Raw genomic sequence first — 239 nt, forward strand, 5'->3', positions numbered from 1 at the left:
CGGGAATGCCGGTCGGTATGATGTCGTCACCGGACTCGGCGTACAGGATGTCGCGGACCAGTGCCGTCGCATTGTTGTTCATCCCGAAGTGGGTGAACGCGTCTTTCGTGCTCTTTGTGGCACGCGCGCTCGACAGGCGCAGTGCCGTATCCTCCAGAAGCGTTCCCACATCGAGTTTGCCCTTCGAATTCAGGGTCGCGTCGATGTTGACGGCCAGTTCCTCAAGTTGCCGGATTTGG

The 239-nt window shown here is 59.4% G+C and carries 1 protein-coding gene; it reads right to left on the minus strand.

Annotated elements, in window-relative coordinates; genetic code table 11:
• A partial coding sequence (locus tag AC1RPW_RS08680; protein ID WP_481769559.1) for a hypothetical protein occupies positions 1-239 on the minus strand: 239 nt, incomplete at both ends.

The sequence above is a fragment of the Dellaglioa sp. CoH-55-MRSF-8 genome, assembly GCF_056782195.1.